This window comes from Streptomyces sp. CA-243310, from assembly GCF_050936775.1.
Classification (GTDB): Bacteria; Actinomycetota; Actinomycetes; order Streptomycetales; family Streptomycetaceae; genus Streptomyces.
Window position 1 is genome coordinate 639,615 of sequence record NZ_JBNJMF010000002.1, and the last position, 23,620, is coordinate 663,234.

The 23,620-nt window shown below is 72.5% G+C and carries 21 protein-coding genes; 11 read left to right on the top strand and 10 right to left on the bottom strand.

The annotated features are described in order from the left end of the window. The first annotated feature begins 106 nt into the window (after positions 1–106). Entirely contained in the window at positions 107–631 is a 525-nt protein-coding gene (locus tag ACQEVM_RS20390) for a hypothetical protein (RefSeq protein WP_433081055.1), read from the top strand. A 56-nt stretch (positions 632–687) separates the two neighbouring features. On the opposite strand, the gene ACQEVM_RS20395 is transcribed toward ACQEVM_RS20390, so the two are convergent. Next, on the bottom strand, positions 688–1,671 hold the full coding sequence (locus ACQEVM_RS20395; protein WP_433081057.1) for an aldo/keto reductase: 984 nt from the start codon (positions 1,669–1,671) through the stop codon (positions 688–690). A 109-nt stretch (positions 1,672–1,780) separates the two neighbouring features. Between ACQEVM_RS20395 and ACQEVM_RS20400 the strand changes: the two genes are divergently transcribed. The 3 genes from ACQEVM_RS20400 to ACQEVM_RS20410 all read left to right on the top strand — a co-directional run bounded on the left by ACQEVM_RS20400 (position 1,781) and on the right by ACQEVM_RS20410 (position 4,175). Continuing rightward, the gene (locus ACQEVM_RS20400) at positions 1,781–2,368 is read left to right on the top strand and encodes a TetR family transcriptional regulator (RefSeq protein ID WP_433081059.1); all 588 of its coding nucleotides are present in this window, start codon (positions 1,781–1,783) and stop codon (positions 2,366–2,368) included. Between the two features lie 257 nt (positions 2,369–2,625). Beyond that, entirely contained in the window at positions 2,626–3,324 is a 699-nt protein-coding gene (locus tag ACQEVM_RS20405) for a L,D-transpeptidase family protein (RefSeq protein WP_433081061.1), read from the top strand. A gap of 200 nt (positions 3,325–3,524) precedes the next feature. After that, the gene (locus tag ACQEVM_RS20410; protein WP_433081063.1) at positions 3,525–4,175 is read left to right on the top strand and encodes a hypothetical protein; all 651 of its coding nucleotides are present in this window, start codon (positions 3,525–3,527) and stop codon (positions 4,173–4,175) included. Here ACQEVM_RS20410 and ACQEVM_RS20415 read toward each other — a convergent pair. Further along, a complete protein-coding gene (locus ACQEVM_RS20415; RefSeq protein WP_433081065.1) occupies positions 4,163–4,978 on the bottom strand; it encodes a hypothetical protein in 816 nt (271 codons plus the stop codon). The genes ACQEVM_RS20410 and ACQEVM_RS20415 overlap by 13 nt on opposite strands. A 435-nt stretch (positions 4,979–5,413) precedes the next feature. Between ACQEVM_RS20415 and fusA the strand changes: the two genes are divergently transcribed. The 3 genes from fusA (at position 5,414) to ACQEVM_RS20430 (ending at position 9,347) form a co-directional block, all read left to right on the top strand. Next, positions 5,414–7,567, top strand: a complete 2,154-nt coding sequence (gene fusA, locus ACQEVM_RS20420) for an elongation factor G (protein ID WP_433081067.1) — start codon at positions 5,414–5,416, stop codon at positions 7,565–7,567. Positions 7,568–7,730: 163 nt separating this feature from the next. Then, positions 7,731–8,408 carry a class I SAM-dependent methyltransferase gene (locus tag ACQEVM_RS20425; RefSeq protein WP_433081069.1) on the top strand — a complete coding sequence of 226 codons (678 nt, stop codon included), beginning with the start codon at positions 7,731–7,733 and terminating at the stop codon, positions 8,406–8,408. Positions 8,409–8,534: 126 nt separating this feature from the next. Further along, positions 8,535–9,347, top strand: a complete 813-nt coding sequence (locus tag ACQEVM_RS20430) for a hypothetical protein (protein WP_433081071.1) — start codon at positions 8,535–8,537, stop codon at positions 9,345–9,347. A gap of 99 nt (positions 9,348–9,446) precedes the next feature. On the opposite strand, the gene ACQEVM_RS20435 is transcribed toward ACQEVM_RS20430, so the two are convergent. Both ACQEVM_RS20435 and ACQEVM_RS20440 read right to left on the bottom strand, forming a co-directional pair. Next, positions 9,447–10,262: a DUF1206 domain-containing protein gene (locus tag ACQEVM_RS20435; protein ID WP_433085280.1), complete on the bottom strand. Its 816-nt coding sequence runs from the start codon at positions 10,260–10,262 to the stop codon at positions 9,447–9,449. Positions 10,263–10,279: 17 nt separating this feature from the next. Continuing rightward, entirely contained in the window at positions 10,280–10,729 is a 450-nt protein-coding gene (locus ACQEVM_RS20440; protein ID WP_433081073.1) for an SRPBCC family protein, read from the bottom strand. A gap of 303 nt (positions 10,730–11,032) precedes the next feature. Here ACQEVM_RS20440 and ACQEVM_RS20445 point away from each other — a divergent pair, with 303 nt between their 5' ends. Then, the gene (locus tag ACQEVM_RS20445; protein ID WP_433081075.1) at positions 11,033–11,512 is read left to right on the top strand and encodes an N-acetyltransferase family protein; all 480 of its coding nucleotides are present in this window, start codon (positions 11,033–11,035) and stop codon (positions 11,510–11,512) included. A 196-nt stretch (positions 11,513–11,708) separates the two neighbouring features. Further along, positions 11,709–12,959, top strand: coding sequence for a cytochrome P450 family protein (locus ACQEVM_RS20450; RefSeq protein WP_433081077.1), 1,251 nt, complete (start codon positions 11,709–11,711; stop codon positions 12,957–12,959). Positions 12,960–13,002: 43 nt separating this feature from the next. Here the strand turns inward: ACQEVM_RS20450 and ACQEVM_RS20455 are convergent, their stop codons facing one another. From ACQEVM_RS20455 to ACQEVM_RS20465, 3 genes are all read right to left on the bottom strand, one after another. Beyond that, complete coding sequence (locus tag ACQEVM_RS20455) at positions 13,003–15,000, bottom strand: prolyl oligopeptidase family serine peptidase (protein ID WP_433081079.1); 1,998 nt, start codon at positions 14,998–15,000, stop codon at positions 13,003–13,005. Between the two features lie 172 nt (positions 15,001–15,172). Continuing rightward, positions 15,173–15,823, bottom strand: a complete 651-nt coding sequence (locus ACQEVM_RS20460) for a DUF4360 domain-containing protein (protein ID WP_433081081.1) — start codon at positions 15,821–15,823, stop codon at positions 15,173–15,175. A gap of 257 nt (positions 15,824–16,080) precedes the next feature. Then, complete coding sequence (locus ACQEVM_RS20465) at positions 16,081–17,631, bottom strand: FAD-dependent monooxygenase (protein WP_433081083.1); 1,551 nt, start codon at positions 17,629–17,631, stop codon at positions 16,081–16,083. Between the two features lie 62 nt (positions 17,632–17,693). Here ACQEVM_RS20465 and ACQEVM_RS20470 point away from each other — a divergent pair, with 62 nt between their 5' ends. Next, entirely contained in the window at positions 17,694–18,365 is a 672-nt protein-coding gene (locus ACQEVM_RS20470; RefSeq protein WP_433081085.1) for a TetR/AcrR family transcriptional regulator C-terminal domain-containing protein, read from the top strand. Between the two features lie 115 nt (positions 18,366–18,480). Here the strand turns inward: ACQEVM_RS20470 and ACQEVM_RS20475 are convergent, their stop codons facing one another. Further along, on the bottom strand, positions 18,481–20,544 hold the full coding sequence (locus ACQEVM_RS20475) for a SpoIIE family protein phosphatase (RefSeq protein WP_433081087.1): 2,064 nt from the start codon (positions 20,542–20,544) through the stop codon (positions 18,481–18,483). A 311-nt stretch (positions 20,545–20,855) separates the two neighbouring features. On the opposite strand from ACQEVM_RS20475, the gene ACQEVM_RS20480 reads away from it, so the two are divergent. Beyond that, positions 20,856–22,202: a cytochrome P450 gene (locus ACQEVM_RS20480; RefSeq protein ID WP_433081089.1), complete on the top strand. Its 1,347-nt coding sequence runs from the start codon at positions 20,856–20,858 to the stop codon at positions 22,200–22,202. Between the two features lie 109 nt (positions 22,203–22,311). Here the strand turns inward: ACQEVM_RS20480 and ACQEVM_RS20485 are convergent, their stop codons facing one another. Beyond that, positions 22,312–22,743, bottom strand: a complete 432-nt coding sequence (locus ACQEVM_RS20485) for a DUF6234 family protein (RefSeq protein ID WP_433081091.1) — start codon at positions 22,741–22,743, stop codon at positions 22,312–22,314. Positions 22,744–22,824: 81 nt separating this feature from the next. Next, positions 22,825–23,565, bottom strand: a complete 741-nt coding sequence (locus tag ACQEVM_RS20490) for a ribonuclease H family protein (RefSeq protein WP_433081093.1) — start codon at positions 23,563–23,565, stop codon at positions 22,825–22,827. Between the last annotated feature and the right edge of the window lie 55 nt (positions 23,566–23,620).

Genomic DNA, 23,620 nt, shown 5'->3' on the forward strand with positions numbered 1-23,620 from the left:
GTCGCACGCGGCCCTGCCGCTCCCGTCGGCCGTCTTCGTGCCCTGACGGACTCCGTCCTTGATCACGAGGCCAAGGGGCCTTCGTACGGGCGGTATCGGGAGAGTTGTGCGCAAGGTGAAGTGGGTGGCCGCGGCCGCCGGCGTGGTGTTGCTGGTCGCGGGTTGTGGGAGCGAGGGCGGCGCCGACAAGGGCAAGGGCGGCGGGGCACCCGTGTCCGGGACGGCGGCCCCGGCGGTGCAGGGTGCGGGCACTCTGGACGCCGCCGCGGTGAAGAAGGAGATCGCGGACGCCGCCACGGCCGCCGGCTTCACGGAGAAGTCGGGTGACGACGTCCCGGCGACCCTCCGGTCCTGCATGGTCTCCTGGAGCCCGGACGGCAAGAAGGCCGCCGATTCGAAGCAGTCCTTCGACGGCACCGTCGCCGCCCTGGTGAAGGGAGGCTGGAAGGAGACGCGGACCTCCGACCGGCCGATGTCCGTCATCAAGTCGCTGGACAAGAGCGGCTGGACGGTGAAGGCGAGCCACCAGGGCAAGGCCGGCAGCCTCCTGATCATCTCCTTCATTGCCGTGGACAACGGCCCCACCTGCGCGAAGGCCTTCCAGGAGGACCTGACCAAGAACAAGCAGTAACCCCGGACCGCCGCGCCCGTGTCCCGCGGGCCGGACGCGGCCCGACCGGCGGCCGGTCAGCCGTTGAGTGCGGTCATCAGCTCCGGGGCGTACCGGTCGCCCGAGACCACTCCGTACGGGGCCACGGCGTCGATGGCGGCCAGATCGGCGTCCGTGATCGTCACGGCGGTCGCGGCGACGTTCTCCTCCAGGTAGCGGCGACGCTTGGTGCCCGGGATGGGCACCGCGCCCCGGCGCAGCGTCCAGGCCAAGGCGAGCTGGGAAGGGGTGACCCCCTTCTCGGCGGCGAGGCGGCGGACCTGGTCGACGACGGCGAGGTTGCGGTCGAAGTTCGCGCCCTGGAAGCGGGGATCCGTGCGCCGGAAGTCGTCCGCCGCGAAGTCGTCCGGGCTGGTGACGGCGCCGGACAGGAAACCTCGGCCGAGCGGTGAGTAGGCGACGAGTCCGATGCCGAGCTCGCGCAGGACGTCCAGCACGCCGTCGTGCTCGATGCCCCGCTCGAAGAGGCTGTACTCCGTCTGCACGGCGGCGAGCGGGTGGACGGCGTGGGCCCGTCGGATGGTGGTGGGCGCGACCTCGCACAGGCCGATGTGGCGGACCTTGCCGGCCGTGACGAGCTCGGCCATCGCGCCGACGCTCTCCTCGACGGGCACGTTCGGGTCGACGCGGTGCAGGTAGTAGAGGTCGATGTGGTCGGTGCCGAGGTGGCGCAGGGACCGCTCGGCCGCCCGGCGGATGTACTCCGGGGTGCCGTTGTGGCCCCGGAAGGCCCCTTCGTCCGTGAACTCGACACCCGTCTTGGTGGCGATCACGGCCGCCTCGCGGCGGCCGGCGAGGGCCTTGCCGAGGAGCTGCTCGTTGACGAAGGGGCCGTACCCCTCGGCCGTGTCCAGCAGGGTCACCCCCAGCTCCAGCGCCCGATCGATGGTGGCCAGCGATTCGGTCTCGTCGGTGGCGCCGTAGTGGGCGCTCATTCCCATCAGCCCGAGGCCCTCCACTGCGACCTCGAGTCCCTGACCGCCCAGTGCGCGGATCTCCATGACATGCCCTTCTCTCCACCGAAACCAAGTAACTAACTGGATAGGTCAACCATGCATCCGACTCCCGGAGAATGTCAATAACCAGATAGTTACTTGCTAGGCTGCACGCATGGCACGGGATTCCAGCGCAACCAAGGCACGCCTGCTCGACGCGGCCTTCGCCGAGTTCGCCACGTACGGCATCGCCGGGGCGCGGGTGGACCGCATCGCCGAGGCCGCGCAGGCGAACAAGCGACTCATCTACGTGTACTTCGGCAACAAGGAGGACCTCTTCGACGCGGTACTGCTGCGGGCGCTGGAGTCGGGCGCGGAGTCCGTCCCGTTCGACGCCGACGACTTGGCGGGCTACGCCGGCTCCGTCTTCGACCACCTCGTCGAGCGGCCGTCGCTGATGCGGCTCGTGCTGTGGAAGCAACTGGAACGCCCCGGCAGCACGGACGTCGAGGCGCAGTCCTACCGAGACAAGATCGCGGAAGTGGAGCGGGCACAGCGCGCCGGCCGCGTCGATCCGTCCATGGACCCCGCCGATGTGTTGACGCTCGTCATGGGACTGTCCCAGTCCTGGTTCGGCGCGGTGGGTGGCCCGGCGGCCGGTGGCCAGGGCGTCGACTGGCCGGCCGAGCGCCTCTCACGACATCGCGCGGCGGTGGTCGAGTCCGTGCGCCGGGCCACGGCGGCACCGACGCCCGAGGCCTGACACCCGAGGTCCGGGGCCTCGGGCTCGTCGTCCGAGGACCGAGGCCGGGCGGGGTGACCGACCCCGGTGCCCGCCTCCCGAGGGCCACCCCGAGCCGATCACATCGGGGGACGGAACGGATCCTTCCGGTCATGTCCACACCTCTACGGCATGCGTACGAGGCGATTTACGGCACCGGGATCCCAACCGGCGACGATCGCCTGTACGTTCCGCCCCACAGGTGGGAACAACCCCATGGGGAGGCCGATGTGAAATCCATGCGCATACGTACGAGACGAAGGACCGCGGCGGTGGTCGGCGGGGCGGTGGCGCTGGCCGCGCCGCTGGTGGTGGCCGGTGGCGGGGTGGCGCAAGCCGCCACCTGCAACGTGACCACCGGGCCGTACCAGCGACAGGTCGAGCAGTTCCTGGGACGGCCGGTCGACGGGGTGCAGTCGTCCGCCGACTGCACCGCCATCAGGTCGTTCCAGGCGACCCACGGCATCACGCCGACCGCGGGCTACGCGGGACCCCTCACCTGGCGCACGATGAGCACGATGTTGGACCAGCGGGCCGCGGGCACCAACCCCAACAAGGCGGGCAAGTGTCCGACCAATCTGGGGCGAATCGCCTGTGTCGACCTGACCCGACAACTCAGTTGGGTCCAGGACGGCGCGAAGCTGGTCCACGGTCCGGTGCCGGTGCGCACCGGCAAGGACGGCACCGAGACCCGGACCGGCCTGAAGAAGATCTACTACCGCAACATCAACCACTGGTCGACGATCTACAACGTCGCCATGCCCTACTCCCAGTTCTTCGACGGCGGGATCGCCTTCCACTCCGTGGACAAGAGCATGTGGAACCCGCCCGGGTCCGGCGGGTGCGTCAACATGCGGATCGCGGACGCGAAGACGTACTGGAACCTGCTGAAGAACGGCGACGACGTCTACGTCTACGGGAACAAACCCGGGACCTGACGACCACCTCGGCGCCCCTGGTGGCGCTCAGGGCCAACGGGGCCTCGCGCGTGCGGCATTGACACATGTCATGCCGCACCCGGGAGGAACTCACGGCAGGGTGGTGACGAACGGCACCGCCGGCATGGGCGGCACGTCGGAACACTGGATGGCACGCGATCACACGGCCGATCAGCGTTCCCCCCGCCGAAGGGCCCGACATGTCGAACGAACCCACCCGTCACCCCCTCCCCACCCCGCCGGACCACGCCCGTCGATCCGGCCCGGCGTGGAGCGCGGACCTGATCCGTGACCTCGTCCGCCACCTGGGTCGCAAGGCACTCGAACTGCCTCCGGGAACAAGGGCATTACCGCACTCCACCGACGCCCGGACGACGATCCTGCTCGTGGTCGCGTCCGATCTGGTCGTCGAGGCGATCATCGCTCTCATGCTGCCCCCGGCGTGGCGGCCCGTCCACCTCGGCTGGGTGTTCCTCGCCACCATGGCCGCCGTCGGATTCTGCGCCATGACCGCCCGGGCCCCGCACCTGCTCGACGGACGGTTCCTGCTGCTGCGCACGGGGCCGTTCCGGGAGCTGTCCGTGCCGCTCGACGTGATCGTGTCCGTACGCGCCGCGCACGATGCGACCGTCGGCCACGGATTGCGCCGCCACGCGGCGGACGAGGAGGCGGTGGCCTGCTCCGTGTCCAGCGCCACCACGTTGATCCTGGAGACGGCCGAATCCTTGCCGGTGAGGCTGCGGGACGGCGGGATCGTCCCGGCCCGACGGATCCACTTCACCGCCGATCGACCCGCCGACGCGGCACGGCTGATCAGGGAAGCGATCGGCGGGACGACTCAGAACCGGTGACCCGCCCGCGCCCCGAACGCCAGGCCGACCGTCAACAGGGCCAGTGCGCCGCAGAAGGCCGGGGGCGACCACATCAGCAGAGCAGGCCCGAACAGCGTGGTCGGGAAAGCCACCATGCACCAGGGAACGGCCAGGCCGTAGAGGTCCGACCGCCGACCACTCACCAGCGCCCACGCGGCGACCCCGAGACCGAGCCACAGCAGCAACACCCGCGACCACAAGCCGGTTTCCGACGCCGGCGGATAGGTACGGACGAGCCCCCCGATCTCCAGCCGGACCACCTGCCCCTGCCAGGTCCGCAACCGTGCGCGGTCGCCCGCCCGAACCTCCTCGTAGGTCTTCGCGGCGACCGCCAACCAGTCGGAGCCGCCGCTCCAGACCAGCTTGACGTCGTGGTACCTGGTGCAGCTGGTACCGGCGTTGCCTCCCCCGCCCCCGATGGTCACCGGTGCGCCGCCCATCCCGCCCGCGCCGGCGGCAACGCCGCCGATGGTGGCCGGTGCCCCGCCCGTCGTCGTGCCGCCGCTCGTGCCGTTCGACGTACACGTCTGTCCCGTCCTGCGGTCACGGACCTCGCCCGTCTCCTCGTGGAGGCACTCCTCGCCGCCGCACACGAAGGCGCGTTCGTACGCGACGGTCGCGTCGTGGCCCCGGTCGAGCGCTCGCACGGAGAAGAGGACGGCGAGAACCGCACCGAGGACGAGCAGCACCCGCGACCAGGGCCGGAGCGAGTCCCCGTATCGACCACCCCTGTACTTCCCGGACTTCACCTGGACCTGATGCCCGCCGCCGGGGCCTGCCATGCCGGGGCGGAAAAGGTGATGCACCGTCCGCCGCGCGTCCATAGACTCACCGGTGTGTGCCACGAAGAGCGCGGCGCGTGTTTCGTCGAACCAGTCCACGAGGGGAGCCCGGCCATGTGTCACCGCATCGCCGTCCACGCTCCCCGGTCCCGGTACGACGTGATCCTGGTGTCTCCGGTTTCCCGGTAACGGCTGCGCGGCCGTCACCGGATGTCCGAGACGAAGTGACGAGGAAGACCCGACTCCCCCGGCGAACGAGCCGGTCGCGCGGTGTGCGCGATCCGCCCTTCGCGGCGCCTCCACGCACCCGGAAACCGGCATGCGGCCGGTACGAGTACGCCGGTACGCCGGGCCAGCGGATCCGGGCTGCCTTCCGTCGCTCCCTCCACCCATCGCGCCGCCCTCACTCCCATGCCCTCGGAAAGGCCTCGGGCCATGCGCGCAACATCTCTGACCACCGTCCGCAACCTCGGCATCCTCGCCCACGTGGACGCCGGCAAGACCACCCTCACCGAACGGGTCCTCTACGCGACCGGAACCACCCACAAACGCGGTGAGGTCCACGACGGGACGACCGTCACCGACTACGACCCCCAGGAACGCGACCGCGGCATCACCATCTTCGCGGCGGCGGCGAGTTGTACCTGGAACGAGCATCGGATCAACCTGATCGACACCCCGGGGCACGTCGACTTCGCCGACGAGGTGGAGCGGTCGCTGCGCGTCCTGGACGGCGCCGTCGCCGTTTTCGACGCCGTCGCGGGCGTCGAACCACAGAGCGAGTCGGTGTGGCGCCAAGCCGACCGGCACGGGGTGCCCCGCATCGCGTTCGTCAACAAGATGGACCGGGTCGGCGCGGATCTCGACGCCGCCGTCGCGTCGCTGCGCGACCGGCTCCACGTCGTCCCCCTGGTGGTCCAGCTGCCCATCGGGCGGGAGGACGGCTTCACCGGAGTCGTGGACCTCGTCCGCATGCGGGCCCTGGTCTGGAGCGCGGCGGCCGTCGGGAGCGGCGCCGGCACGTTCGAGGTGCGCACCGTGCCCGACTCCCTGCGCGAGGAGGCGCTGCGGCGCCGCCGGCTGCTCGACGAACGAGTGGCGGAGCTGCACCCCGCCGCCCTGGAGGAGTACTGCGCCACGTCGACGCTCTCGACCTCCACCCTGGTCGGCGCGCTGCGCGAGCTGACCCGCAGGGGTGAGGGCGTGGTGGTGCTGTGCGGCTCCGCCTACCGCAACCGTGCGGTGGAACCGCTGCTCGACGCCGTCGTGGACTACCTCCCCTCGCCGGCGGACATGCCGCCGGTGCGCGGAACCGCGCTCCACGGGGTCCGCGCGGAGGGGGTGGAAGAGCGTGTCGCCGATCCGACGGCCCCGTTCGCCGCGTTGGCCTTCAAGGTGAACGCGACGGCGACCGGGCGGCTGACGTGTCTGCGGATCTACTCGGGAACGATGCGAAAGGGGGAAACGGTACTGGACGCGACGGCGGGCCGGACCGAGCGCATCGGCCGCATCCTGCGCGTTCAGGCCGACCGCCATGCCGAGGTGGAGCAGGCCGTGGCCGGGGACATCGTCGCCGTGGTCGGGCTCAAGTCCACCCGAGCCGGAACGACGCTGTGCGCTCCGGACGCGCCGCTGGTCCTCGAACCGCCCACGGTGGCCACGCCGGTGGTGTCCGTGGCGGTCGAGGCGGGCACCCGGGCCGACATCGGTCGGCTGTCGTCGGCGTTGGCCCGGTTGGTCGAGGAGGACCCCTCCCTGACCGTGCGGACGGATCCCGAGACGGGGCAGACGGTGCTGTCGGGCATGGGCGAACTGCATCTGGAGGTCGCGGTGGAGAAGATCAGGCTCAGCCACGGGCTGCGCGTCGAGGTGGGTCGCCCCCGGGTGGCCTACCGGGAGACGGTGGCTCGCGGAGTGTCCGGTCTGGTCTACCGGCACGTGAAGCAGGACGGTGGCGCGGGCCAGTTCGCCCACGTGGTCATCGACGTCGCCCCCTTGGACGGCGACGACGGCGACGACGGCGACGCCTCCGTCACCCGTGTCGGCTCCGGTACCGACACCGGTACCGGTGGTTCCGGCGGCTTCGTGTTCCGGTCCGTGGTCGTCGGCGGCCGGGTGCCGCAGGAGTTCGTCCGCGCGGTGGAGGCGGGGTGCCGGGACGCGCTCGCCGAGGGGCCCCTCGGCGGTCATCCGGTGACGGGGCTGCGGGTCACGCTGACCGACGGCGCCACCCACTCCAAGGACTCCTCGGAGATGGCGTTCCGGGCGGCGGGGCGGTTCGCGCTGCGCGAGGCGTTGCGCGCCGCGACCATGGAGCTGCTGGAGCCGGTGGTCGAGGTCGTGGTGACCGTCCCCGACGAGGCCGTCGGCGGCGTGCTCGGTGACCTCGCGGCGCGGCGCGGACGGGTCGCGGGATCGACCACGCGGACCGGAAGCACCTCCATCACGGCGGCCGTTCCGTTGGCCGAACTGTTCGGGTACGCCTCCCGGTTGCGCAGTCGCAGCCAGGGCCGGGGCACGTTCACCTCCCGGCCCGTGGGCTATGCCCCCGTGCCCGCGACGGTGTACGCCCGGGGCGCGTCCGACTGACGTGTGGCCCCCGACCGCCCCGGTGGTCGGGGGCCTTGCGCGTCGGTCCTTCCCCCGTCGGGCGTGCCCGCGTCAGGCCTCCCCCTCGGGTCGTCCGCGCGGGCGGTCTCCGCCGAGGGAATGCCGGGGACGTCCTCGGGGCCGGCGGATAGGGTGTGCGGCCATGACCGGATCAGACTTCCTCGACGCCGCCCGGGTGTTCTACGACACCGTGGCCCTCGACTACACCGAGCACTTCGGCGACTGGCTGGTCGACAGGCCGCTCGACCGGGCGATGGTGGCCGGGTTCGCCGAACTCGTGCGGGCGGGCGCCGGCGGACCGGTCGCCGACGTCGGCTGCGGCCACGGACACCTGACGGCGTACCTGGACGGGCTGGGACTGTCCGCGTTCGGGCTCGACCTGTCGTCGGCCATGGTCGCGTTGGCCCGGAGCACGTATCCGCGCCTGCGGTTCGAGGAGGGTTCCATGACCGCCCTGGACCTGGCGGACGGTTCCCTCGGTGGCGTCCTCGCCTCGTACTCGATCATCCACGTCCCTCGGGAGCGGCTGCCGGGGGTGTTCGCCGAGTTCCATCGCGTACTCGCTCCCGGCGGTCACCTGATGCTGTCCTTCCAGGTGGGCGACGCTCCGTTGCGCGTGGAACGGCCGTTCGGCCACGAGGTGGCGCTCGACTTCCGGCGGCAGCGGCCGCAGTGGATCGCCGAGGCCCTCGACCGGGCCGGGTTCGCGGTCCGCGCGCGGCTGCTGCGGGAACCCGAGGAGGGCGTGGAGAAGGTGCCACAGGCGTACGTCGTGGCCCGCAAGCCGGTGGCGCCCGCCGCCCGTCCGACCGTGTCGTGACGCGCGGCCCGGCTCGCTCGGCGGCGACGGGGAAACCGTGAGCGGCGTGGAGGGACCGCCGCGCGAATGTAGGCTCCTCGTAAAGACGAACGACGGATGGTCGGCACGTCGGCCATAGGGGTGGGGATGAAGACAGGCAAGGCTGCCGCGGGTGTCATCGCGGCGCTGTTCGTGACGGTGGGTGCGGTGGGCTGTACGGCGAGCCCGGTCGCCAAGCAGGCCGCGGACTCGGCGGAGGTCCTGGTCGCGGCGCTGTCGCAGGCTTCCGACGAGGCGTCGAAGGCCGGTTCGGCGAACATAGACATGACCGTGACGTCACCGGACACGGGCGGCAAGCCGGTGTCCATGAAGGGTGTCTACTCCTGGGGCGACGGCCTCGCGATGGAGACCGAGATGCCGGCCAAGGACCTCCAGATGGAGGAACTGGTCGCGGACGGCACCATCACGATGCGCCTCGTGGGCGGGGCGTACTACTACGGCGTCGACCCGGCGGAGACGGGCCCCCTCAAGGGCAAGACCTGGTTGAAGCTCGAGGCGTCCGCCGTTCTGGGCGAGGCGGGCGCGGCCGGCATGAGCCGGGGGGAGGCCGACCCGACCGCCGGTCTGAAGTCGCTCAAGTTCGCACGGGGCGTCACGAAGGTCGGAACGGAGGACGTCAACGGCAAGAAGGCGGTCCACTACCACGCCTCGGTTCCGGCGGACAAGCTCGGCGACGCGGCGGCCGTGTACAACGCGCTGGGCACGGGCGGTGAACTCGTGGCGGACGTCTGGGTCGACGAGAAGGGCATGCCCGCCCGGATGAAGCAGACCTTCGGGACGACCACCGTCAGCATGGACTTCCTGTCCTTCGGTGTCGCGCGGGCGATCACCGCCCCGGCGGCCGGCGACACGGCGGACGTGACGGAGATGGTCAAGAAGGGTTCGGGCGGCCCGGCCTGACGCCCGAGGCCACTGACCCCCGTCGGGGGTCAGTGGCCTCGATCGCACCGGTCGCCCGGCCCGTGTCGCCGCCACCCGGGCGAGCCCGGGCCGTCGCGCTCAGACCTTGCGCCACCGTGCCATGGCCCACGAGAACACGCCGAACAGCACCAGCCCGATGGCCACGGCGATGAGCAGCCAGGGGCCGGCCGGGGTCTGGGTGAAGGTCTTCAGCGTGTCGTCCATGCCCTTCGCCTGGCTCGGGTCGTAGCGCCACGCGGCGTACAGGACGAATCCGCCCGCCGCCGCGAAGACCGCGCCGCGGGCAACTCCACCGGTGACCCCGAGGACGTCCACGGCCTTGCGCCAGTGCTCGGCGACCCCGGCCATGTCCAGGTGTTTGCGGAAGGTGCGGCGGGCCGCGCGTACCGCGATGATCACGCCCGCGACGGCGATCCCGAGCCCGACGGCACCCACCAGCCACCGTCCGGCGGGGAGTTCCATCGCGGACGCCGTCAGGTCACGCGACTGTTCGTCGCCGCCGGACCCGCCGCCTCCGGAGCCCGTCGCGAAGGACAGCACCGAGAAGGCGGCCGTGGCGTAGAAGACGGCGCGTCCCGCCGCCGTGAGGCGCTTCGTGACCTTGTCGCCCTTCGGGCCGGCCGCGCCGAAGGCCGCCTCGGACAGGCGCCACAGCACCATTCCGATCAGGCCTATGCCGACGGCCCAGACGAGAACGCTCCCGAACGGCTTGCCGGCCAGTTCCTGGAGCGCCCCCTGCCGGTCCGCCTCACCGCCCCCCTTGCCGAAGCCGACGCGGATGGCGATCAGTCCTATGAGGATGTAGAGCGCGCCGCGAGCCGCCAACCCGCACCGGGCCGTGACGGACCGGGCCGTGCCACCGCGCGAGGCGGAACGGACGCCCTCGCCCACCACGCCCGCTCTGGCGGTACTCACACCTCACCGCGCCAGGCGCCGGTCTCGGCACCGCGAGACTCGATGAACACCTTGAACCGCTTCAGATCGCCGCTCACCCGGCGCTTGACGAGGCCGAGCTTGTCGGCGGCGTTCTCGGCGAGGCCATCGGGAATCCAGTTCATGTGCAGGGACACCTGGGTGGTGGTCGCGTCGACCGCCTCGAAGGTGACCAGTCCGGCCTGGCGGGTGTCGCCGTCCACGGTCGTCCAGGCCACGCGGCGGTCCGGAACCTGTTCCGTGATGCGTGCGTCGAACTCGCGCTCCACGCCGTTGACCTTCGTGACCCAGTGGGTGAGGGTGTCGCCGCGCTGCTCCACCCGGTCCACGCCCTCCATGAAGGCGGGGAAGCTCTCGAACTGTGTCCACTGGTTGTAGGCCGTCCGAACAGGGACGTTGACCTCCACGTACTCCTCGACGTGCGCCATGAGTACCCCTTCCATACAGGTCGGTGCCGGAGCGCCCGATCATCCGGGCGTCGGTGCGCCGGGTCGGCCGCTCCGAACACGCGGTTACCCGAACCCGCTTCCTCCATGCGGCCACGCCCGGCCCGGCGCGCGCCGTCCCGTCACCCGGCCGTGGCGGCGCACCGCGGGGCCGTTGTTGGACACCCCGGCGCGTTCGCCGGGCCCCGGAGTCGACGATGATCGGTGGGCGAGGGCGAGGGCGGCGGCGCCGCGACAGCCGCCGCACCCCACCGCAGTGCCTGTTCGAGCAGAGGAGACACCCCCATGGCAACCGACGCGAACCGCGGTTCGAGCACCGTTCACGTCCGTGCCGCACGGCCGGCGGACTTCGCGCGGTGGCGTGTCCTCTACCGCGGCTACGCGGACTTCTACCGGGTGGAGCAGACCGAGGAGGCCGCCGCGCTGGTGTGGTCGTGGGTGCACGATCCCGCGCACGAGGTGGAGGCCCTGGTGGCCGAGGACGGCGAGGGCCGGCTCGTCGGCCTCGCGCACTACCGCCCGTACGCGCGTCCCCTCTCGGCGACGGTCGGTTGTTTCCTCGACGACCTGTTCGTCGCCCCCGAACACCGGGGCGCAGGCGCCGCCGACCTGCTGCTGGCCCGCCTGTCCGAGATCGCCGCCGAGCGCGGCTGGAGCGTGGTCCGCTGGATCACCGCCGACGACAACCACCGGGCACGCTCCAAGTACGACCAGGTGGCGACCCGGACCATGTGGGTCACCTACGACATGCCGCCCGCACGCTGATCGCGGGTCCCGCGCGCCGGCGGGGCACGACGGGATTGGCCCGCAGGGGGCCGGGGAAGGCAGTGGGGGGCGAAACCCGGGAAGATCGTGCCACGAGCCGGCGCGGGCACCGTACCCCTGGTGGCCGGCGGCTCGGCGGGCGCGACGGATTCGTCCCGATCGACGTCGATCCGACCGCCGTCCCAGGGAGTCGCTCGTGAACCGGCCCGCGCCCAGCCCCGTCCCCCACCCCGATGCCCCGATCGTCCTCGATCCCTCCGGATCGGACCGGCACGCCGAACACCGGCTGTTGCGCGCCCGCGGAGCGGCGGCCCGCGTCGACATCCTCGGCGTCACCGCGTGGGCCGTCACCGAACCCGCGCTGCTCAAGCGGTTACTCACCGGCCCCGACGTGTCCAAGGACGCCCGGGCGCACTGGCCGGGTTTCGACCTGGCCGTGGAGACCTGGCCCCTCGCGCTCTGGGTGGCGGCGAGCAACATGTTCACCGCCTACGGAGCCGACCACCGGCGGCTTCGGCGGATGGTGGCCCCCGCGTTCAGTGCCCGCCGTGTGGCCGCGCTCCGGGAGACGGTCGAGGTCATCGTCGCCGATCTCCTCGACCCGCTCGCGGCCGTCCCGCCCGGCGAGATCACCGACCTGCGCGAACGGCTCGCGTACCCGCTGCCCATCGCGGTGATCGGCCACCTCATGGGGGTGCCCGTCGACCAACGCGCGGGCTTCCGTGCGGTCGTCGACGGTGTCTTCGACACCACGCTCACCCCGGAGGAGGCATCGATCAACACGATGCGCGTCTACGAGGTCCTGGACCGGCTGATCGCCACCAGGCGGGCTGCGCCCGGAGACGACATGACCTCCCTGTTGATCTCCGCCCGCGACGAGGAGGGCGACGGCTCGGCGCTGTCCGACGTCGAACTGCGCGACACCCTCCTCCTGATGATCAGCGCGGGCTACGAGACGACGGTCAACGTCATCGACCAGGCCGTCACCGCCCTGCTCACCCGACCTGACCAGTTGGAGCACCTGCGTGCCGGGCGGGCGGGGTGGGGCGACGTCGTCGAGGAGACCCTGCGTCACGAACCGGCCGTCAAGCACCTGCCGATGCGCTTCGCCGTCGTCGACATCCCGCTGCCCGACGGGCAGGTCATCGCCAAGGGCGAACCGATCCTCGCCTCCTACGCCGCCGCCAATCGCCACCCCGACTGGCACGGCACGGACGCCGACACCTTCGACGTCACCCGGCTCACCAAGGACCACCTCGCCTTCGGGCACGGCGTCCACTTCTGCCTCGGTGCGCCGCTGGCGCGGCTGGAGGTGGAGGTCGCCCTGCGGCGGCTCTTCGACCGCTTCCCCGCCATGGAACTCGCGACCCCCGCAGCCGGGTTGCGCCCCGTCGCCTCCCTGATCAGCAACGGCCACCGGACCCTTCCCGTACGCCTGCGGAGGTGAGCGGGACCCGGGCGCGAAGGCTCCGGGAGCACGCTCGGCGCCCTCACCCCAGGCGGTTCCAGAGGAAGGTGTGGGTGAGCGCCTCGTTCACGGCGGCCTGGGCGTTGTCGGTGGCGCCCGCGTGGCCGCCGCCGGCCGTCTCGTGGAAGTGGACGACGTGGCCCAGCTCCCGCAGCCGGGCGGCCGCCTTGCGCGCGTGCCCGGGGTGGACCCGGTCGTCGCTGGTGGCGGTGAGGAGCAGGATCGGCGGGTAGGGCCGGTCCGATCGGAAGGCGTGGTACGGGGAGAGGGCCTCCAGGTGGGGGCGGTCCTCGGCCAGGTCGGGGTCTCCGTACTCGGCGGTCCAGGACGCGCCCGCGAGGAGCCGGTGGAAGCGCAGCAGGTCGAGGATCGGGAAGCCGATGACGACGGCGCCGAAGAGCTCGGGGTAGCGGACCGTCATGGCGCCCATCAGCAGGCCTCCGTTGCTGCGCCCTTCGATGCCCAGCCGGTCGGGGGTGGTGATCCCGCGGGCGACGAGGTCCCCGGCGACGGCGGCGAAGTCCTCGAACGCCCTCGGCCGCTCGGCCTTGAGTGCGGCCCGGTGCCACCGGGGCCCGTACTCGCCGCCGCCCCGGATGCCCGCGATGACGTAGGTGCCGCCGCGGGCGAGCCAGGCCCGCCCGGTGACGGCGTCGTACCCCGGGGTCAGGGACACCTCGAACCCGCCATAGCCGTAGAGCAGGGTCGGCCCGGGACCGGCATCGGGTCCGACGACGAAGTAGGGCACACGGGTGCCGTCCTCGGACGTCGCGAAGTACTGCCGGACCGTCAGCCCGGTGGTGTCGAAGAGGGCGGGCGCCCGTTTGACGACCGTGCTGTCGCCGCCGATGTCGCCTCGATGGAGGGTGGCGGGGCGCAGGTGTCCCGCGACGTGGAGGAAGTACTCGTCGCTCTCGTGCGGGTCGGTTCCCGTGATCGAGGCCGCGGCGAGCGGCGGTACGGCCGCGAGCGGTTCCCGGCGCCAGCCGTCGGGTGTGGGCGTCAGCACCTCCATGCGGGTGGAGACGTCGCTCAGCGTCTGCAGGATCAGGTGGTTGCGGGTCCAGGAGTGTCCGGCGAGGGCGGTGCGCTCGTCCGGTTCGAACAGCACGGTCGCCTCGCGGTTCCCGGCGAGGAACGCGTCGAAGTCGAAGGCCAGCAGGGAGCCCGCCGGCCGGCCGAGCCAGGGGGACTTCGGGGCGACCACCAGCCAGGATCGGTGGGCGTACGCGGTCGCGTCGCCCGGTACGTCGATCTCGACCCGCAGGCCGTTCTCGTCGAGGAGGAACAGGCTCTGGTTCCAGAAGTCCTTCTGCCGGGACAGGAAGTGGCGCTCGAAGCCCTCGGTCGGATCGAACCAGCCGGCCGCGGCCAGATCGTCGTTCGCCACCTCGAAGACGAGGGGGGCCTGCTCCAGGGGTGTACCGCGGCGCCACCTGCGCACGGTGGCGGGATAGCCGGACGCGGTGAGGGAGCCCGGCCCGAGGTCGGCGCCGACGTAGACCTCGTCCACGGTGATCCAGTCGATCCTGGTCTTGCCCTCGGGCACCTCGAACCCGCCGGTGACGAACGACAGGGTTTCCAGGTCGAACTCGCGCACCACCACGGCGTCGGTGCCCGCCCGGGAGAGCAGCACGAGCGCGTGCCGGTGCCCGGGGTGGAGCACCTCGGCGCCCGACCACGTCCAGTCCTCGGCCTCCTCGGCGGCGAGGGCGTCGACGTCCAGCACCGTTTCCCAGTCCGGGTGGTCCTTGGCGTACTCCTCCGGCGTGGTGCGTCGCCAGACGCCCCGGACGTGTGCGGCGTCCTGCCAGAAGTTGTACAGGTACCGGCCGCGGCGGCGGACGTAGGGAATCCGCCGTTCGTCGTCCAGGACCTCGCGCAGTTCGGCCGCCAGGGCCGCGAACTCGGGGCCGCGGGCCAGCAGGTCCGCCGTCTCCGCGGTCCGCTCGGCCGCCCAGGCGAGGGCGCGGGGGCCGCTCACGTCTTCCAGCCACATGTACGGGTCTTCTTCGGTCACCCCCCGATTGTGCAGACGTCCGGCGCCGCCTGTCCGCCGGTCGGCCGGCGCCGTCACCGCACCGGCGTCCGACGGGCCGCCCCCGCCGGACGGCGACGGGCCTGTCGGGCCGGTGGTGCGGGCACGGCGAAGGGGCCGCGCCCGCACCCGGGGAACGGGTCGGCGTCGGGGGTCAGCGTCCGGGGCAGGTCTTCCAGGCGAGGTGGTAGACGGTCTGGATGGCACCGTCGGTGGAGTCCATGGTGATGAAGCTGTTCGTCTTCTTCGGGTCGGAGGTGCCCGCGTTGACGCGCAGCTCGGTGTTGATGTTGAAGTTGCGCTGCGCGCCGCAGGGCGCCCAGACCAGCTGGGCCCAGTCGGTGGTGTCGGTGGCCTGCCAGTTGTTGTCGAGCGGGCCGTTGAAGCGGTGGATCCCGGTGGCCGTCTCGGGCGAGCCCTGGAAGTAGTACGAGGCCTTCTGGGTCGCGTTGGCCCCGCTCTCCAGGTGGGCGTAACCGCGGTAGTCGGCGCTCGCGACGGCGTAGGTGAAGCCTTGCGGGACGTGCACGATCAGGTTGAGCTGGCAGTTCTTGCGGAAGTCCGTGGGCTGGGAGCCGAGGCCGACCTGCGCCAGGTACTGGCTGTAGGTGACGGTGAAGGCCGTGTTGTCCGCCGAGACGGCGACGGCCGCCGTGCCCAGCGGACAACCGGACCCGTTGACGGTCGCGAGCTCGATGACGATCTTGTCGGGCGGCACGGTGATGCCGGCCGGGGCCTGCGGGGCGAGGAACGTGCCGGCGAGGAACACGGCGGTCGCGCCGCCGGCGAGTAAGGCACCGGGCATGATGCTCCGATCGGTTGTCGGTGGCCTTGCCTGAGGTGGGGGGTCCGGCCGAGCGCGCGGCCCCGTCCCGTCGACCCGGACAGCGGGAATCGTCGGGTGGGGCCGCAGCGTGTGGAAACCTCGACCGTCCGGCCGCGTCGCGGAACGAGTACCGGAACGCTCTGGATGCTAGAGACCGCGCTCCCCGCGGAATAAGGCGGTAACCGGCCGAACACACGACGTCGACATCGGCCTTCGGATCACGCGCGGCCCGCGGCTCACCCGCGGCCGGTGTCGATCGCCGCCGCGAGGGCGGCGGCCCGTTCGGCGGCGCGCGGGCGCGGGTCCTGGGTACGCGTGGCCCAGGCGATGTGTCCGTCGGGCCGGACGAGGAGTTCGCTCACGCCGTCGAGATCCTCGTGCGGGTCGTGGGCGGTGACGGTCGCGTGGGTGAGGCGGGGGTGGGCCGTCTCGTCGGGGCCGCCTCCCGACGGGCGGCCGGTGAGGTCGAGCAGGACGAAGTGGCCCTCGTGGAACAGCTCGTGGGCCCGCCGCACAGAGGAGCCGGCGACGGTGAGGGCGATGTCGGGCAGCCGCCGTCCCGCGGGTGCGCCTCCTTCGAGGGGGTAGCGGGTGGCGAGGGCCGAGACCCGGCCGGCGAGCAGGCGGTTCACCTCCGGCAGGCCGAGGAGTTCGTCGAGGAGCGCGCGCAGGGCGACGGCCGGGCCGGCGTACGGCGGCACCAGGGTGAGTTCGGCCAGCAGGGTCTGCACGGCGGTGTTGTCGGTGACGGCGCGGCCGACGGCGCGGCGCTCGGCGTCGTAGCTGTCGAGGAGACCGGGCGGGGCCCAGCCCCGGATGTCGGCGGCGAGCTTCCAGCCGAGGTTGAACGCGTCCTGGAGGCCGGTGTTGAGGCCTTGACCGCCGGCCGGGAAGTGGACGTGCGCGGCGTCGCCCGCGATCAGGACCCGGCCGGCGCGGTACCGCTCGGCGAGTCGGGTCGCGTTGCCGAAGCGGGAGGACCAGTACGGCTCGCCGATGCCGAGGTCGGATCCGCAGAGCCGGTTCAGGGCGGCGCGGAACTCCTCCGTCGTCACGGGCTCCGCCGAGGGCGTGCGCATGCGTTCGGGGTCGATCAGGACGATGCGGGTGAGTCCCCCCTCCAGCGGGACGGCCAGGCCTCCGGCGGTCCGGAGCCGGCGCAGCGCATCCGGGTCGGCGTCGAGGCCGGCGAAGTCGCCGAGTACGCCGGTCAGGGTCTCGTCGCTGCCGGGGAAGGCGATGCCCGCCGCCTCGCGGACGGAGCTGCGGCCACCGTCGCAGCCCACGACGTACCGGGCCCGCAGCGGCGCGCGGTCCCCCTCGCCGTCGCCGTGGTCGCCGCGACTCCCGTCACCGCGCCCCCCGTCGTCGGTCCGGACGGTGCAGGTGACCCCGTCGGCGTCCTGGGTCAGCGCGGTGAGTCGCAGGCCGCGGCTGATCCGGACACCGAGTTCCCGGGCGCGCTCCTCCAGGAGGGCTTCGGTGCGGGTCTGCGGGATGGCCAGGGTGTATCCGTGTCGGGTGTCGAGGGCGGCGAAGTCGAGCGGGGTGGGCAGGGCCGCGTAGTGCCAGCCGGGGACGGGTCGGCCGTGGGCGAGGAAGCGGGGGGCGAGGCCGCGCAGGTCGAGGATCTCGACGCTGCGCGGGTGGAGGGTCAGGGCGCGGGAGTGCGGGTGGGGGGCGGTGCGGCGCTCGATGATCCGGGTCCGGGCACCGGCCAGGGCGAGTTCGCAGGCCAGCATCAGCCCGGTGGGACCTGCGCCCACGATGATCACATCGGTGTCCATGAGTGGTACTCCCTAATAAGTGAACAGCGTTCACGTGAACGGTGTTCACTATAGTGAGGCACATGAGCTCCCCGTCAACCTCCGCCCCCGGGCGAGGTCGCCCCGCCCGCCTCGACCGGACACGCACCGTCGAGACGGCACTGGACCTGCTGGACGAGCACGGCCTGGAGGCGCTGACCATGCGGCGACTCGCCGACGCCGTCGGCGCCCGGGCCGGCGCCCTGTACCGGCACTTCGCCACGAAGGACGACCTGATCACGGAGATGGCCGAACGGATGCTGGCCGCGACGACGGCCGAGACCACACCCGCGGACGACACGTGGCGGACGGCGCTGGCCGGTCGGGCGCGGGCACTGCGCGCGGCGCTGCTCGCGCGACGGGACGGGGCGCGGGTCTACGCCGGCACGCATCCGACCGGCCCGAACACGCTCGGGTTCGCGGAGTCGGTGGTCTCGGTGCTGATCGGGGCCGGTTTCGGCGAGGAGGACGCGGCGCGGGCCCTGTTGGCCGTGGCCGACTTCACCCTGGGCCACACGCTGGAGGAGCAGGCGGCGCTCACCCCTGACGGTCCGGCCGATCCGGGGCGCCTGCGCGAGGCCGCGACGGGCGAGGCCTACCCGCACCTGGTCCGCGCGCTGCCGGTGGTCACCAGTGCCGACTTCACCGCCCGCTTCGAGTTCGGCCTGGACCTGCTGATCACCGGACTGTCGGCGCGGGGCCCGCACACGGACTGACCGCCCGAGCCCTGCCGGCGAAGGACTGACCGGCGGGAAGGGTGGCCGGAAGCGGAACCACAAGCGGAGGCCACGCGCTGCCGACCCGGGGAGCACTGCCGACGGCTGGTCAACGTCACCGGGCGCGACGCACCCGGGCCAGGACGAGGACCGTGTCGTCGGTCGCGGTGTCGGGCAGCAGGTTCGACAGGATCCGGTCGGCCGCCTCCTCCAGCGACCCCATGGGGCCGCGCAGTTCCCGGCGGAGCGCGTCGAGGCCCGTGTCGATGTCCCGGCCGCGGGCCTCGATCAGCCCGTCGGTGTAGAGGGCCACCGTGGCACCCTCGGGGAGTTCGACCTCGATGGACGCGAACGGTACGCCACCCACCCCGAGCGGCACCCCCAGACCCTCCGCGAGGGTCTCGATCGTCCCGTCGGGGTGCCGTACCAGGGGCGGCGGGTGGCCCGCGTTCGCGATCACGGCGCGCCCCGTGCGGGCGTCGTACAGGAGGTACGCGCAGGTCGCCCATTCGATGCCGACGTCCTGGGCGCAGGCGTCGAGTTCCTCCAGCAGTGCCCGGGGGTCGCGGGTGTGCCGGGAGAGCGCCTTCGCGGTGATCCGCAGCCGGCCCATGGCCGCCGCGGCGGGCACCCCGTGGCCCATCACGTCGCCGACGACGAGGGCCACCCGGTCCTCGGGCAGGGTGCCGGCGTCGTACCAGTCGCCGCCGACCTCGGTGCCCCGACCGCCGGGCAGGTAGCGGTGCGCGATGTCGACGTGGGGGCCGGCGGCCGGGGCGGTGGGCAGCAGGGAGCGTTGGAGGGTGAGGGCGATGTCCTGGACCCTGCTGTAGAGGCGGGCGTTGTCCAGGCAGAGGGCGGCGCGCGAGGCCAGCTCCCCGGCGAGCCCGAGGTCCTGTTCGGCGAAGTCGGGGCGGGCGGCGGAACGCCCGAACATGGCGAGGCCCTGCACCGTGCCGCGTGCGATGAGCGGGGCGATGAGGATGCGGACCAGGCCGCTGTCCATGAGCAGTCGGGCGCGCTGTCGGTGCACGACGGTCCGCGCGACGAAGTCCTCGTCCACCCGGACGCAGATCGGCCGGCCCGAGGCCAGCATCTGGTGGATGCCGGAACCCGGCGGGTAGGTCAACTCCCGCAGACCGCCCACCAATTGGACGGCGGGCGCGTCCAGTGTGGTGCCGGAGGCGATCCTTCGGGTGAACAGCGGAAGCGCCGGGTCGAACTCCTCGTTCTCGTCCATCCACTCCACGAGTTCCACGACGGATCCGTCACAGAAGTCCGGCACCACGACCTCGACCAGCTCCCGCGCGGTGACCTCGACGTCCAGGGTGGTGCCGATGTGTCCCGCCGCCCGGTCCAACAGCGCCAGCCGGCGGCGGGCCGAGGTCGCCTCCAGGATGGCCCGCTCCCGGTCCGTGACGTCGATGAGCAGGCCTCCCACCCCGCGCCGGGTGTCCCCGGCGCCGCTCAGCGGGAAGAAGCTCACCGAACGCACCTGGTCGCGGTCGGGGTGTCCGCTGGTGCGCAGGCCCACCAGCGTGCCGACCACCGGGCGGCCGTCCCGGGCGACCCCGCGCAGCATCCGCCGGTACTCGCCGCCGTCCGAGGTGATCATGACGTCGGCCATGTGCCGCCCCAGGTGCTCGGCGACGGGGATGCCGTCCATGTCGGCCAGCGCCTGGTTGAGGTGGACGTAGCGCAGCTCCTCGTCGAGCATGACCAGGCCGATCGGGCAGGTCTCGAAGAGCGCGTCGAGGAAGGACAGGTTGGTCTTCACCCGGTCGAGTTCGTCGCTCCCGCTCGCGAGGCCCATGATCACGGAATCGCCCTCGGCGCCGGTCACGGGGAAGACCCGGAAACCACAGTCGAAGACGGTGCCGTCCCGGTGGCGGACGGGCAGCCGTACGCGCCAGTATCCGAGGGTCCGGGCCCGCTCGACGAGGCGCGCGGCCGCGCCCGGCTCCGAGTCCGGGAAGAGGACGGCCGCGGGCTCGGTGAGCACCTCCGCGGCCTCGTGGCCGAACAGGTTCCGGGCGCCGGGGCCCCAGTACCGGATCAGGCCCTCGTCGTCGATGCCGAAGACCGCGACCGACACGTGCTCCAGGAGCGATCCCGGCTCGGATCGGAGCTGCTCGGGACCCTGCTCGCCCCCCTCTCCCCCCGGCGGGTCCGTCGGCATCGGCAGATCCCCTCACGGGTTGCTGTCCGGCGCCCGCGCATCGATCACGGGCCGTTCCTCCAATTCTGCCCGCGATCGAAGAGGGGTACATTTCGTCCCATCGCGGAATCCGGACGGTGACGCCGGAATCCCACGGAACGCACTCGGGCGATCACGATGAGGAGTCGACCGGCAGGTTTGCCGGAGCGTCGCGCGGGGCCTCGGCCCCGGACGCACCGGGCCCATGTCACCGCACTCGCGGACACGCGTACGGTCCGTGACGCCCGCGCTTCCTAGAGGACCGATTCCAGCGGTCGAACAGGAGAAGACCAGTGGCCACCGGAACCCACCCCGCCGACCGCCCTCCGCGTGTTCCCCGGACCCGCCGACCGCCTCCCGAGTTGGACCCCGCCCATGTGGACCGGTGGCGCCGCGAGGGGGGCGAGCCGATCGAGCTGCTGGCCGTGGCGCGCGAGCTGCTCGGCGGCGTGGTGGCCGTCCGCCTCGGATCGAGGCCCACGGTCCTGGTCACGGAGGCGCGTGCGGTGCAGCATGTGCTCGTCCAGCACGCGGACCGGTACGTCAAGTGTTCACACCGCGCCCGGCTGTTGATCGGGGACGGCGCGCTCTCGGCCACCGGTGAGGCGTGGAAGCGTCAACGGCGCGTGCTCCAGTCCCGGTTCACCGGTGCGGGGATGCTCCGCCACGAACAGCGGATCGTCGAGGCCGCCCGGACGGCCGCCCGCCGCTGGGCCGAGTACGGTCACAGCGGGCACACGCTCGACGTCGGCGAGGAGATGCGCCGGTTCTCGCTGGACAGCATCTGGCGTTCCCTCACCGGCCACCCCCTCGACGAGGACACCGAGCGCGAACTGACCCGCGTCGAAGCGGTCGTGACCGCCCTGGCGACCCGGCCCGCCGAGGCACTCGACGCGCGGGAGGCGGTCGCGGCCGACCTCGCCAGGATCGACCTCGTCGTCCGGCACGCCGTCGAGGCGGCCCGGGGCCGCGTCGCCGGCCCGACGGGCCCCGGGCTGCTCCACGTCCTGTTCGACGCGTCCAAGGCGTCCGCCGAACGCTCCGGGCACACCGACCGGCTGGTCCACGACGAACTGGTGACGCTGCTGGTGGCCGGACACGAGACCACCGCGACCACGCTGACCTGGCTGCACCTGCTCCTCGACCGCCACCCCGAGGCCCGCGAACAGGTCCTGGCCGCCGGCGGGGAAGGGTCCCCCGAGCGACGCGAGGCCATCAGGGCGCTGGTCAGCGAGACCCTCCGGCTCTACCCGTCCGCCTGGATCCTGCCCCGCCGCAGCACCGCGCACGACACGCCGGGCGGGTACTCCATCGAAGCGGGGACCGACGTGCTGGTCTGCCCCTACCTCGCGCACCGCGACGCCGCCCTGTGGCCGGACCCCGAGCGTTTCGACCCGCGCCGGTTCACGGAGCCGGGCGGGCGGCCCACCCATCCGGGCTCCTACCTGCCGTTCGGTCTGGGGCCGCGGGCCTGCCTGGGGCTGCAGTTCGCCCTCCTGGAGTCCACGGTCCTGCTCGAACACCTGCTGCCCGGCCACACCGTGAGCTTCCGCTCCGCTCCGACGAGGGCCGCGTACAGCGTCACGGTCCGCCCGGACGGGCCGACGCCGGCCGTGCTCACCGCCGCCGGGGCCGCGTAGGCGGTCTCCTTCGGCTTCGCGAGTTCGACTTCGCGAGTTCGACTCGGCGAGTTCGACTCGGCGAGTTCGACTCGGCGAGTTCGACTCGGCGAGTTCGACTCCGCATGCGTCATCGGCCGGTGTGCGCGCACTCACTGTCGTCCCCGCCGCTGCGGCAGCCGACCATGCCGGTGAACCCCGGGGCCGGGTGATCGCGCTCGTCCTCGTGCCGCTGGGCCGCGCCTCCCGCGACGATCACGGCGAGCAACAGGGCCATCATGACGAGTTGGCTCCACACCACCGCCCGCGCCCCGCGCCATCCCGCCACGAGCGCGACGACCAGGGCGACGAGGAACACCACGGCGAGCCCGCCGAGGTATCCGTCGAGCCGTACGTCCGGCTCGTCCCGCGACGTGTCCAGCCGGAAGGACTCCCCGAGCCAGACGAGCGCCACCCCGCACATGGCCAGGAGTTCCAGGAGGACGAGGCCGAAGGCCGCACACCCGGACCCCGGCCGCCCCACGTCCGTGCGGTCGGGGGCGGGTTCCGTCGATGTCGTCATGCCCCCACTCTCGCCACGCGCGTCGGCGTGTGCATGAGTACGCGTACTCATGCACACGGCCTCGCGCACACGGCCGAACGATCACGCGGTGGCGGCGGGCTCCGGCACCGGGCTCGCGCAGTCCGGGTGCCCCCAGCGCGTCCCGAGCTTCGCGATCATCTCGCCTGCCGCGTACGGCTTGCCACAGGGGCAGGTGCCGGGGAACTTGGCCTTGATGGACCGGCCGCCGCGGGCGGGCGCCGCCTTGCCGCCGGCCGCACCCCGGGGCGCGGTGGTCCGGCTCGCGGAGGAGCGCGCGGCCGAGCCACGGGCCGGCGCGCTGCGCACGGGCGCGGGAACCGGCATGGACGCGTCGCCCAGGGCGGTGCCGGCGGCCTGCTGGCTGACGGCCGCGTCACTGGCCGCCTGGTCGGCGATGGCGTTCAGGTGGTCGCCGTCTTCACGGTGGGCGGGCACGTAGCGGAACTCCACGTCGCGGTCCGCCAGCAGCGCGTCGATGCTCTCGACGAGTTCCCTGTTGGCCACGGGCTTGCCCGCCGCGGTCTTCCAACCGTTGCGCTTCCACGCGGGGAGCCATTGGGTGACGGCCTTCATCGCGTACTGCGAGTCCATGCGCACCTCGACGACCGCGCCGGGGGTCACGGCCTCCAACAGGCGTTGCAGGGCGGTGAGTTCGCCCACGTTGTTCGTGGCCCGACCCAGTGGACCGGACTCCCAGCGCTCGGGGCGCCCCTCGGCGTCGGCGATGACCCAGGCCCATGCGGCGGGCCCGGGATTCCCCTTGGCCGCCCCGTCGCAGGCGGCAATGATGCGATCAGACATCCCCCGATCATGCCCCACCGGGGACCCGTCCCCGACCCGCGGGCGGGACGGACGC

What these genes read in the sequence shown, in the direction of transcription:
- ACQEVM_RS20395 (WP_433081057.1), bottom strand. Translation starts at nt 1,671, where the DNA reads ATGGAGATCCGCGCACTGGGCGGTCAGGGACTCGAGGTCGCAGTGGAG.
- ACQEVM_RS20400 (WP_433081059.1), top strand. Translation starts at nt 1,781, where the DNA reads ATGGCACGGGATTCCAGCGCAACCAAGGCACGCCTGCTCGACGCGGCC.
- ACQEVM_RS20405 (WP_433081061.1), top strand. Translation starts at nt 2,626, where the DNA reads ATGCGCATACGTACGAGACGAAGGACCGCGGCGGTGGTCGGCGGGGCG.
- ACQEVM_RS20410 (WP_433081063.1), top strand. Translation starts at nt 3,525, where the DNA reads ATGTCGAACGAACCCACCCGTCACCCCCTCCCCACCCCGCCGGACCAC.
- ACQEVM_RS20415 (WP_433081065.1), bottom strand. Translation starts at nt 4,978, where the DNA reads ATGGCAGGCCCCGGCGGCGGGCATCAGGTCCAGGTGAAGTCCGGGAAG.
- fusA (WP_433081067.1), top strand. Translation starts at nt 5,414, where the DNA reads ATGCGCGCAACATCTCTGACCACCGTCCGCAACCTCGGCATCCTCGCC.
- ACQEVM_RS20425 (WP_433081069.1), top strand. Translation starts at nt 7,731, where the DNA reads ATGACCGGATCAGACTTCCTCGACGCCGCCCGGGTGTTCTACGACACC.
- ACQEVM_RS20430 (WP_433081071.1), top strand. Translation starts at nt 8,535, where the DNA reads ATGAAGACAGGCAAGGCTGCCGCGGGTGTCATCGCGGCGCTGTTCGTG.
- ACQEVM_RS20440 (WP_433081073.1), bottom strand. Translation starts at nt 10,729, where the DNA reads ATGGCGCACGTCGAGGAGTACGTGGAGGTCAACGTCCCTGTTCGGACG.
- ACQEVM_RS20445 (WP_433081075.1), top strand. Translation starts at nt 11,033, where the DNA reads ATGGCAACCGACGCGAACCGCGGTTCGAGCACCGTTCACGTCCGTGCC.
- ACQEVM_RS20460 (WP_433081081.1), bottom strand. Translation starts at nt 15,823, where the DNA reads ATGCCCGGTGCCTTACTCGCCGGCGGCGCGACCGCCGTGTTCCTCGCC.
- ACQEVM_RS20465 (WP_433081083.1), bottom strand. Translation starts at nt 17,631, where the DNA reads ATGGACACCGATGTGATCATCGTGGGCGCAGGTCCCACCGGGCTGATG.
- ACQEVM_RS20470 (WP_433081085.1), top strand. Translation starts at nt 17,694, where the DNA reads ATGAGCTCCCCGTCAACCTCCGCCCCCGGGCGAGGTCGCCCCGCCCGC.
- ACQEVM_RS20475 (WP_433081087.1), bottom strand. Translation starts at nt 20,544, where the DNA reads ATGCCGACGGACCCGCCGGGGGGAGAGGGGGGCGAGCAGGGTCCCGAG.
- ACQEVM_RS20485 (WP_433081091.1), bottom strand. Translation starts at nt 22,743, where the DNA reads ATGACGACATCGACGGAACCCGCCCCCGACCGCACGGACGTGGGGCGG.
- ACQEVM_RS20490 (WP_433081093.1), bottom strand. Translation starts at nt 23,565, where the DNA reads ATGTCTGATCGCATCATTGCCGCCTGCGACGGGGCGGCCAAGGGGAAT.